At 45.5% G+C, this 11117-nt stretch carries 9 protein-coding genes and 1 tRNA gene; 4 read left to right on the top strand and 6 right to left on the bottom strand.

Annotated elements, in window-relative coordinates:
* Positions 1–121: 121 nt before the first annotated feature.
* The 5 genes from A8O23_RS19230 to A8O23_RS19210 all read right to left on the bottom strand — a co-directional run bounded on the left by A8O23_RS19230 (position 122) and on the right by A8O23_RS19210 (position 5304).
* Positions 122–1390 (bottom strand): adenylosuccinate synthase, encoded by a 1269-nt coding sequence (locus A8O23_RS19230; RefSeq protein ID WP_066625069.1) that lies wholly within the window; start codon positions 1388–1390, stop codon positions 122–124.
* A complete protein-coding gene (locus A8O23_RS19225; protein WP_066625066.1) occupies positions 1391–1738 on the bottom strand; it encodes an STAS domain-containing protein in 348 nt (115 codons plus the stop codon).
* A complete protein-coding gene (locus A8O23_RS19220; protein WP_066625064.1) occupies positions 1728–2204 on the bottom strand; it encodes a Fur family transcriptional regulator in 477 nt (158 codons plus the stop codon). Before A8O23_RS19220 ends, A8O23_RS19225 begins: the two co-directional genes overlap by 11 nt.
* A 153-nt stretch (positions 2205–2357) precedes the next feature.
* Positions 2358–3089, bottom strand: coding sequence for a hypothetical protein (locus A8O23_RS19215; protein WP_066625063.1), 732 nt, complete (start codon positions 3087–3089; stop codon positions 2358–2360).
* Between the two features lie 10 nt (positions 3090–3099).
* Entirely contained in the window at positions 3100–5304 is a 2205-nt protein-coding gene (locus A8O23_RS19210; protein WP_066625062.1) for a RelA/SpoT family protein, read from the bottom strand.
* Positions 5305–5455: 151 nt separating this feature from the next.
* Here A8O23_RS19210 and A8O23_RS19205 point away from each other — a divergent pair.
* From A8O23_RS19205 to clpX, 4 genes are all read left to right on the top strand, one after another.
* Positions 5456–5537, top strand: a tRNA-Leu gene (locus tag A8O23_RS19205).
* Positions 5538–5617: 80 nt separating this feature from the next.
* Entirely contained in the window at positions 5618–6946 is a 1329-nt protein-coding gene (gene tig, locus A8O23_RS19200; protein WP_066625059.1) for a trigger factor, read from the top strand.
* Positions 6947–7494: 548 nt separating this feature from the next.
* A complete protein-coding gene (locus A8O23_RS19195) occupies positions 7495–8193 on the top strand; it encodes a ClpP family protease (protein WP_066625056.1) in 699 nt (232 codons plus the stop codon).
* 314 nt (positions 8194–8507) lie between these two features.
* Entirely contained in the window at positions 8508–9734 is a 1227-nt protein-coding gene (clpX, locus tag A8O23_RS19190) for an ATP-dependent Clp protease ATP-binding subunit ClpX (protein WP_066625053.1), read from the top strand.
* A 245-nt stretch (positions 9735–9979) separates the two neighbouring features.
* Here the strand turns inward: clpX and lpxB are convergent, their stop codons facing one another.
* The gene (gene lpxB, locus A8O23_RS19185) at positions 9980–11095 is read right to left on the bottom strand and encodes a lipid-A-disaccharide synthase (protein ID WP_066625044.1); all 1116 of its coding nucleotides are present in this window, start codon (positions 11093–11095) and stop codon (positions 9980–9982) included.
* Positions 11096–11117 lie beyond the last annotated feature (22 nt).

The following is an 11117-nucleotide window of genomic DNA, read 5'->3' as shown; positions in this document are numbered from 1 at the left end:
ACAGCTACCGCGTTTTAAGCCTCTTTTCCGGAAATCGGCGCCAAAACACACCCTCTCCATATGCAAGAAGGGGAGGCAAGCTTTCGCCTGCCTCCCCTTTTTTTTATGAGTTTCTATAGAACTACTTTACTAAAGTACTTTTCCTATCTGGCCCTACGCTGATGATGTTTACACTTACCTCCAGCTCTTTTTCTAAAAACGCTACATAATCTAAAACCGCTTGTGGCAAGTTTTGATAACCTTCATAGTTTCTCAATTCCTCACCCCAACCTTTCATGGCTTTATATACTGGTGTAATGTCAGCTTTATCTAAATCATGCGGCAACTGATCTGTAAGCGTACCGTCAGCTAATTTATAGTGTGTGCAGACCTGAATTTCTTCAAACTCATCTAGCACGTCAGCTTTCATCATGTTTAGTTGGGTTACTCCATTCAACATGATGGCATACTTAAGCGACGGCAAGTCTATCCAGCCGCAACGGCGTGGTCGGCCAGTGGTGGAGCCAAATTCATTTCCTGCTTTTCTTATCCTCTCCCCTACTTCATCATGCAGTTCTGTGGGGAACGGCCCACTACCCACGCGTGTGCAGTATGCTTTAAAGATTCCGTATACTTCTCCTATATGTCTAGGGGCAATTCCTAAACCTGTACAGGCACCAGCTACTAAGGTATTTGAAGAAGTAACAAACGGATAGGTTCCGAAGTCAATATCTAATAAAGACCCTTGGGCTCCTTCGGCCAAAATCTTTTTGCCGTCTTTAATAGCCTGATTGATCATGTATTCAGAGTCAACCAAAGTAAAAGTGCGCAGGAAATCTACGGCGCTGAAGAATTGCTCTTCCAGCTCTTCAATTTCAAGCGACTTCTGGTAGAAGGAAGCAATCTTCTGGTGCTTGGCTACTATGGTCTTGTAACGCTCTTTAAAGTCTGGCAGCAAAATATCGCCTACCCTTAAACCGCTACGGCCAATTTTATCTTGGTAGGCTGGGCCAATTCCTTTTTGGGTTGAGCCAATTTTTGAACTTCCTAACGCTTCTTCTGAGATTCTATCTAAGCTCTTGTGGGAAGGAAGAATGATTTGTGCTTTTTTGGAGATGTAAAGGTTACGGGTAGCATCTACGCCACGGGCAGTTAGTTTTTCAACCTCGGTCCGGAAAACGATGGGGTCCAGCACTACGCCGTTGCCTATAATATTGGTGATGTGCTCATGAAAGATACCGGATGGTATTTGGTGCAAGACGTGCTTGGTTCCTTCAAACTCAAGGGTGTGTCCGGCATTTGGGCCTCCCTGGAAACGGGCTACCACATCATATTGAGGAGCGAGTACATCAACGATTTTCCCTTTTCCCTCGTCGCCCCACTGGAGGCCTACTAGAATGTCAACTGGCATTTAAAGTGATTCTTTAAGAAGCTGAATGGCGCTTTGATCATCTTCAGCTATGGTGAAGATGGCGTTCAGTTTTGTGATGATTAATAATTTACGAATGTGTTCAGACGGATTGATCAGGAGTAATTCACCGCCTCGGTTCCTGAACTTGGTTAAGAGCGAAACCAGTACCCCTATTCCGCTACTGTTTATAAACCGGACATTAGATAAATCTACCGCCGATAAAAGTGTGGAATCATCAATGGTGTTGTTGGCCAAATCCATGAGACGCTGCGTTTCAGGCCCACCTATCATGTCGCCTTCCAGGCGGATGATCAAAATGTTCTCCTCTAGGGTATGCTCAATTTTCATGGACAGGTGAATTTAACTTAGCCTGGCAGTCGCCGCAGATGCCGTACAAATTTAAGGAGTGGTGCAGAATATTAAAATTTAACAGCTCCCCTACCATGGTTTGGATATTATGTACCCGAGGGTCGCAGAACTCCACTACTTTATGGCATTCGGTACAGATGACGTGGTCATGTTGGCGGCGGCCATACGATTTCTCATACTGCGCCAGATTACGCCCGAACTGGTGTTTACTCACCAGATCGTTCTCTACCAGCAAATCTAGAGTATTATATACGGTAGCACGGCTCACCTGATAGTTCTTGTTCTTCATACTGATGTAAAGCGACTCTACATCAAAGTGACCGTTCCGGGAATAAATCTCCTCCAGAATGGCATACCGCTCCGGGGTCTTCCGGAGACCTTTATTTTCTAAGTAGGCGGTAAAGATTTTTTTTACCTCCAAGAATTTCGCTTCATCTAGTGCCATACGCGTTCCTCTGCTGCAAACTTAACAGTTTTATGTGGTATTGCTAAAACAATGGCAACAGGTTGTTTGTTCAGACCTATTGGTTTCTGCTCATATACTACTAAATCTCTGTTTTTGAGCTGTTTTTCAGAAAAGAGGGCTAATAGGCATATCTCAAATATCTTCCCTGCTATTCTTAGCAAGTTCTATCATCTCTGCCATTTCATCATACCACTCAGCAAAATGGCCATCTGGCTGAAACCTTTTTTCAAAATCTTTGAAATATTCTTCTGCTATCTCACTTCCTGAAACAGCAGCCAACATCAAACGATTAGCCAGCTGCATCTTTTCTTGAGCGTCCACTTCTGATGAACCAATTTGAGTATGCCAATTAGTTTTTTCAAATACAACTAGCGTTTGCTCAATCTTCTTTTGATTATAAGATACCTCTGGATTAATCCTCACTTTCTTCTGCAGCTCATTTCCTTTGTAATAGAAAAATTCAGTTAACCAGTGAAAATTAATCAATTCGAAATTTCGACCCAGAGCCAATGCTTCTATTTTCTTCAACATTAACGTGTCATGAGAAAAATCAACTTCATAGTTCTCAACTGCGCTCCAAAAACCTAGAACACTGTCTCTGCCACATTCTGAAATGACAAAATCTGTGAAAATTTGCTTTCCCTCAAGGCTGTCTGAACCTCCGCAGATCAATACCCTTTTACCGTTAGCAAAGTCGAAAAATATTTCTGGCTCCGAACCTGCAAAAGAGGAAGCAGCACATTTCAAACAAACACCATCCACACCAGTAACTTCCGCAAGCTCAGAGTTTGTGTTTTCTTCTTTTAACTGGTCCGTTGAACAGCCAACAATAAACAGGACAAGAAGGAGGCAGAAGCTTTTCAACTGTTATAATTTATGAATCAAATCTATCTACGCTCAGCACCCCCGGTACCCGCAGCAAGCGCTGAATCAGTTTCTCCAGTTGGGCAGTGTCATTCACGAACACCATCAGGCGGCCTTCAAACACCCCGTCGTTAGAGTCAATAGTAATGGAGCGCATGTTCACTTTAAGAGAGTTGGAGATCACTTTAGTCACATCATTCACCAAGCCCACGCGGTCAGTTCCCTTAATTGCAACCCCAGCCAGAAATGACAACTCCTGTTGGCCTGTCCATTTGGCTTTTACTATGCGGTGCCCGTAGTTAGACATCAACTCCACCGCCTTAGGGCAAGTGGTGCGGTGAATAGTAATGCCTTGGTCTAAGGTCTGGAAGCCAAATACATCATCGCCGGGAATTGGGTTACAGCACGAAGCCAAGGTGTAGTCAATCTTGTCAGTGGTACCGCCAATCACCAGCATCTGGGAATTAATGCCCCTGATCTTCTCCACCTCTTTATCAAAAGTTGAGCCGTCGAGTATGGATGCAGGCTTATATTTATCACTGTGCGGATTGAAGATGTAGTCTTTTATTTCTTTTACATCCATCAGGCCCACCGCCACCTTATAATAGTAGTCTTGCAAAGAAGGCGAGTTGAAGTAGGCGGCCAGACGGTTTAAGTTGGCGTGAGTTGGTTCTACTGACAATTGCTGCAGACGTTCCTCTACTAATACTCTGCCCTCATCGGCTTTTCCTTTACGCTCTTCGCGCAAGAACTCCTTTATCTTAGAGCGAGCCTTGGAGGTAGTCACAAACTTAAGCCACTCCCCCGTTGGCTTCTGCTTCTGTGATGTCAGAATCTCTACCTGATCTCCGTTGTGCAGGCGGTAACTTAGCGGAACCAATTTTTGGTTCACCTTTGCGCCTAAGCTTTGGTAGCCAATCTGAGTATGAATTTCAAAGGCAAAGTCTAACGCGGTGGCACGGTCCGGCAGAATAATCAATTCCCCTTTGGGTGTAAAGACGAAGACTTCCTCTACAAACAGGTTCGTGCGGAATTCATCTAAGAACTCAATGGCATTGGAGCTGTTTACCTCCAGCATGTCACGCACTTTGTTGATCCAGTTATCCAAACCAGATTCTGCGGGACCAACACTACCAGTCTTATATTTCCAGTGGGCAGCGTAACCGCGCTCGGCAACGTCATCCATCCGCTTGGTTCTGATCTGCACCTCCACCCACTGACCGGTTTTACTCATTACGGTTGTGTGTAGGGCTTCGTATCCATTGGCTTTAGGAGTGCTGATCCAGTCGCGCAGGCGGTCTGGGTTGGGCTGATAGAAATCTGTCACAATAGAATACACGCGCCAACAGGCTGGCTTTTCCTGCTCATACGGCACGTTCAGAATCACCCTGATGGCAAACAGATCATAAATCTCCTCAAAGGTGACATTCTGCTTCTTCATCTTCTTGAGGATGGAATAAATAGACTTAGGTCTACCTTTCACCTCAAAATCTGTGAAGCCCTGCCGCCGGAGCTCTTCTTCTATAGGACCAATAAAATCACCTATGAATTTATTACGTGAACTACGCGTCTGCCTGATCTTATTAGAGATAAACTTATAGGTCTCAGTATCGGTGTATTTCAGGTGCAGGTCTTCCAGCTCAGACTTGATGGCATACAAACCTAAACGGTGTGCCAGCGGGGCGTACAGGTACATAGTCTCAGAAGCAATCTTAAGCTGCTTGTCACGGGCCATGCTGCCCAAGGTACGCATGTTGTGCAGGCGGTCAGCTAGTTTGATGAGAATTACCCGCACGTCGTCTGACAACGTGAGCAGCATTTTCCGGAAGTTCTCCGCCTGCTGGCTCGTGCCGTACTCAAACACACCGGATATCTTGGTTAGCCCCTCAATGATCTTGGCAACCTTTGGGCCGAAGTCCCGCTCTATGTCGGCAATTTCCAGCTCAGTGTCTTCCACCACATCATGCAGCAGGGCAGCTACAATTGAGGTGGTGCCCAGGCCAATTTCTTCTACGGCAATCTGGGCCACGGCCAGCGGGTGCAGAATATAGGGTTCGCCGGATTTGCGGCGCATGTCTTTATGGGCCTCTAACGAGGTGTTAAAGGCTTTCTTTATAATCTTGGCGTCGTTGTCTTTCAGAAAAGGCTTGGCGTGGCGCAGCAATTTTCTGTAGTGACGTAGTATCTCTTTCCGTTCGGCTTCGTGATCAATCATGTGGGTAGGTACATCAAAATCCGTTCTGGGACAAGTGCCAAAGCGTTTCTGACCTCTTTTTTATAAATTTCAACAAAAAAAACGAATCATAGTTGCATAAACAAAAAGATCTTTACTACATTTGCAGCACCATTACGAAACACACATTAATGCGGATGTGGCGAAATTGGTAGACGCACTAGACTTAGGATCTAGCGCTGCGAGGCATGGGGGTTCGAGTCCCTCCATCCGCACTGAAGTCAAACCCTCAATCCCAACCGGGGTTGGGGGTTTTTCAATTTTCAAAGTTGGATAACATTAAATTTCGATAGCCTTGAATATCACCCTGAATCAAACCGACGGCTTAAACGCCAGCCTTACAGTTAGCCTGCAAGAGGCCGACTACGCTCCTAAGGTAGACGAGCAAATCAAAGAATACAGCAAGAAAGCCAACATCAAAGGCTTCCGCCCGGGTAAAGTTCCGGCTGGTTTGATCCGTAAAATGTACGGCAAAGGCATTTTGGTTGAATCTATCAACCAGTTGTTGCAAGAGTCGGTGAACAATTACATCAAAGAAAATAAAGTACGTATTCTGGGCGAGCCGCTTCCGGAGCGCGTAGACGACAACTCTATTGATTGGGACAACCAGAAAGAGTTTGAATTCAGCTACGCCGTAGGTTTGTTGCCTGAGTTTGAGCTGCCTTTAAATGAGGTGTCTGTTCAGAAATATGACATTGAAGTAGACCAAACCACTGTTGACGAAGCTTACGAGCAGATGCAGAAGCAGTTTGGCAAAACCACCAACCCAGAAGTTTCAGAAGCCAACGATTACCTGTACGGCGACCTGAAGCAAGTAGACGGTGAGTTTGAGACTAAAACATTATTGCCATTAAACAAAGTGGTAGCCGGTGCCGACAAATTTGTGGGCGTGAAACCAGGTGACACCATCACGTTTGACATTAGAGAAGCATTTGGCGATGACGCTGCTTTGGCCCACGTAACTGGCTTGAGCAAAGACGTAACCAAAGACCTGAACGGTGAATTTACTTTTGTGGTAGAGAAAATCAACCGTACAGAAGCCGCCGAAATGAACCAAGAGTTCTTTGACAAAATCTTCGGACAAGGCAACGTAACTACGCAAGAGGAGTTTGATGCCAAAGTACGTGAGGTGATCAAAGAAAACTATGACCGTGAGGCCGTAAATGTTCTGGACCGTGATATCATTGATCAACTGGTAGAGAAATCTAGCATTGAAATTCCAGATACCTTCTTCAAGCGTTGGTTAACCGTTACCAATGAGGGTAAAATCACGCCTGAGCAAATTGACGAGTTCTATGACCAGTATGTGAAAGAGCTGAAGTGGTCTATGATCCGCAACAAAGTGGTGGAAGAGAACGACATCAAAGTGAAAAACGAAGATGTGGTGAACAGCGCCCGCCAAAAGATGATGGCTCAGTTCAACATGCCAGAGGTGCCAGAGGAAATGGAAGACACGTTCAATAACTTCTTGGACAACCACCTGAAGCAAAACAACGGCCGTAACTTTGTGAACGAGTACGAAGAACTAGTTGCCGCCAAAGTGCTTGAGTTCCTGAAAGAGAAAATCACCATCACTGAAAATACCATCACCGCTGAAGAATTCCGCAACAAAGTAGGTGCGTAAAATTTCAGCATTTAAAACAAAAAAGCCCTTAGTTTCTGCTAAGGGCTTTTTTGTTTTAAACCTGCAAGGGCGCGTATCAGTAGTGGTTATCAAGACTTGAAAATAGCATTTGACAATTCAGATTCTTTCTGGCGCAAGCGTCCGCTTGTGTCCACACACGTTCTTGATGTAAGGCATTTCCAGTTGTTGGTGAAAACACACAACAACGGCGGGAGGTTATAGATGCGGATACTATATTTGCTTTCATACATGTAGACAAAAGCGGACGCTTATGCCTTAATTTTCATCATAGAAGTGACTGGAAAGATAAACTAAAACAAACAGGTAAGTTTTGCTCTTTTACAGATTACCTATATCTTGAATCCTGATACCTGATACTTGTTACTTGATACCAAAAGCAGCCATAATGGCAGCAAAAGATCGCTAACCGTTTTTGGCCTGATTTTAGAAAAACAACCCGGAAACAGGTGAACATCGTTTACCACCTCCGGTTATTCTTGTAACCAACGCGTTTCTTTTTAAGTTAAGCCTAACTAAACAGAATCTTTATGTACAACAAAGACGAATTCAGAAAATTTGCCGTGAAAGGCCTTGGCATGAGTGGCCTGGGCGTTGACCAATACCTCACCCACATTGAAAGCACCGCGCGACTGCAGCCTACCAGCATGACCCGATCGGTAATTGAAGAGCGCCCTACCAATTTCCGTGAGATAGACGTGTTCTCCCGCCTAATGGTAGACCGCATCATTTTCCTGGGTACGCAGGTAGATGACTATATCGCGAACATCATTACCGCGCAGCTCCTGTTCTTAGAGTCCGCCGATTCTAAAAAAGATATTCTATTGTACATCAACAGCCCAGGTGGTTCAGTATACGCTGGTCTTGGTATCTATGACACCATGCAGTATGTGCAGCCAGATGTAGCTACTATTTGTACCGGTTTAGCGGCCTCTATGGGTGCAGTGCTACTATGCGGCGGTGCCAAAGACAAGCGCTCCGCCCTACCCCACGCCCGTGTCATGATTCACCAGCCAATGGGCGGTACGCAAGGACAGGCTTCTGACATTGAAATCACTGCCCGTGAAATCCTGAAGCTGAAAAAAGAGCTGTATGAAATTATCTCCAGCCACAGCGGCAAATCAGTGGAGCAGGTTGACAAAGACTCAGACCGCGACTACTGGATGATTGCCCAGGAAGCCAAGGAATACGGTCTGATTGACGAAGTATTGACTCGTCATAAAGCCTAGCTTATCTAAGCTGTTTTAGGCCTGTTTTCTTAAAAGCAGCCTAAAAACAGAAAGCCTTTACTTTAAAGCCCGCTTTGCAGCGGGCTTTTTTTATTTTTTTATAAAAGCTCTATTCCCTTCCGCTAAGCTCCAATCACCTTACGGCTCAATCAGATACAACATAGGCTATATTTTATAAACACCTATAAAGCAACCAGTTCCTGAACCATCTTCTTCAAAATGCTAAAAATATAATACTTGTTGTGCTAACCAATTTTGTAACTTTGCCGTAGCTGCCTCATCTTAGGGGCTAGTACAGAAGATCAAATTCGTTTATGGCAGAGATTACGTGCTCCTTTTGCGGTAAAAATAAAAAAGAAGTGTCGGTGATGATTTCCGGTATAAACGCCCACATCTGTGAGCGTTGTATTGGTCAGGCACAACAAATTTTAAATGAGGAAAACCGTCTGCGGGCCTCAAACCGCGCCCCTAAATTTAACCTGATTAAGCCTCGGGAAATGAAGGAGTACCTTGACCAGTTTGTGGTAGGCCAGAACGAAGCCAAGAAAGTAATGTCTGTGGCCGTGTACAACCACTACAAGCGCCTCATGCAAAAGCCGAAGACGGATGATGTGGTGATTGAGAAGTCAAACATTATTATGGTGGGCGAAACCGGTACCGGTAAAACTTTCTTGGCCCGTATGCTGGCCGGTGTACTGCAGGTACCTTTCTGTATAGCTGATGCCACCGTACTGACCGAGGCTGGGTACGTAGGCGAAGACGTAGAAAGTATTCTGACCCGCCTGTTGCAAGCCGCTGACTATAATGTAGAGGCCGCCGAGCGTGGTATTGTCTACATTGACGAGATTGACAAAATTGCCCGTAAGAGCGACAACCCATCTATAACCCGTGATGTGAGCGGTGAAGGTGTGCAGCAGGCCTTACTGAAACTTCTGGAGGGAACATCAGTGAACGTTCCGCCGCAAGGAGGGCGCAAGCACCCAGAGCAGAAAATGATCACGGTAAACACTGAGAATATCCTCTTCATCTGCGGTGGAGCATTTGTGGGCATTGACCGCCATATCAAGAGCCGCATGAACGCCAAACCTATCGGGTTCTCTCAGTCGTCTTTAGATGACAATCTGGAAACCGACAATTACCTGCGCTACATTACCTCGCAAGACCTGAAATCTTTCGGACTCATTCCGGAATTGATTGGCCGTCTGCCAGTAGTTACTCACCTGAACCCGCTTGACAACGAGACACTGCGCCTCATCTTAACCGAGCCTAAGAACTCATTGGTGAAACAGTACAAGCGCCTGTTCGAGATGGAGAATATCAACTTGGAGTTTGCCGATGAAGCGCTGGAATATATTGTAGAAAAAGCTGCTGAATATAAATTAGGTGCCCGTGGCCTCCGCTCTATCTGTGAAGGCATTATGACAGACGCCATGTTTGATTTGCCAAGTGACCAAGCCGAAGGTGGCGAGTTAGTGATCTCTCTGGCTTACGCCCAGGAAAAATTTGAGAAGTCTTCTATCAAACAACTGAAAGTAGCTTAACAGTTACCTAAGTTTATTATAACAAAGAGGCCGCCCTTGCAGTGTAAGGGCGGCCTCTTTGTTTGTAGTGTTTTAGGCCTGTTTTTAGAAAACCAAGCCTAAAACACCGTTATGTCAACCTAAAAATGTGAAATCACTATTGCGCAAGCTCCACTCGTGCCGGACACATTCCTGATCTGATATAGTTGGACACAAGCGGTCGCTTGCGCCATTATTTGCATAAAAGTGGATGATCCTATATGGACTTATTTCTTCTCCCGCAGGTACTGCACCATTAACTTGGCAGCGGTTTCTGAAGTGTTGAAATCACCTATTTGTTTCTTGACTTTAGCGTAACCATCAAGCTGTGCCTGCCTCCCCTTAGGGTTCTCCAACACATTTTTCAGTTCTTTGACTAAATTCTGGGCATTCATGTCGCTCTGGATCAGTTCCGGCACTACCCGTTCGTTGGCAATCAAGTTAACTAAGGAAATGTAGGGCACCTTGATCACAGCGCGGCCAATCCAGTAAGAGATATTGCTTGTACGGTAACAAACCACCTGTGGAACGTTGAACAAGGCTGTTTCCAGAGTTGCCGTACCAGATGTTACCAACGCCGCCTCTGAGTGTGCTAAAAGATCATAGGTTTGGTCATAGACTATTTTGATGAACGGCTCGCGGTTGAAATGCTCATAATATTCTTTAGAGAAATTACTTACCGCTGCCACTACAAACTGGTAGTCTTGGAATGGTGGCAGAATACTCAGCATGATGAACAGAATGTTCTCGATTTCCTGCTGCCGACTACCGGGTAATACCGCAATAATGGGCCTATCATCAAGCCCGTTCTCTTCTCTGAAGTTCTTGTTCACCACGTGCGCCGACACAGCATCTGACACCGGATTGCCTACATAATCGGTTTTATAGTCAAACTTCTGGTAGAAGTCTTTCTCAAAAGGCATGATGACAAACATTCTGTCTACCAGCTTTTTGATCTTATGAACCCGCCCCTGGTTCCAGGCCCAGATTTTAGGAGAGATGTAATAGAATACTTTTATGCCGTGCTCCTTCGCGAACTTGGCAATGCGCATGTTAAAACCGGCGTAGTCAACCAGAATTACCACATCAGGCTTGTACTGCAACAGGTCGGTTTGGGCCTCTTTCAGAAAGCGTTTGATTTTAAGCAGATTGGCGGCAGCCTCCAGAAAACCCATAAAGGCCAACTCACGGTAATGCTTCACCAGTTCTGCCCCAGCCGCCTCCATCATGTCGCCGCCCCAGCAACGGATGTGCGCCTCTGAATCTTGCCGATGCAGTTGCTTGATCAGGTTTGAGGCGTGCAGGTCTCCGGAGCGTTCACCGGCTATGATGTAGTATTTCATCTGTCAACAGTTAACAGTAAAC

The sequence above is a fragment of the Rufibacter roseus genome (assembly GCF_001647285.1).
Lineage (GTDB): Bacteria > Bacteroidota > Bacteroidia > Cytophagales > Hymenobacteraceae > Nibribacter > Nibribacter roseus.
Note: the sequence above shows the minus strand (reverse complement) of the source record. Positions and strands in the feature narration are given on the sequence as shown.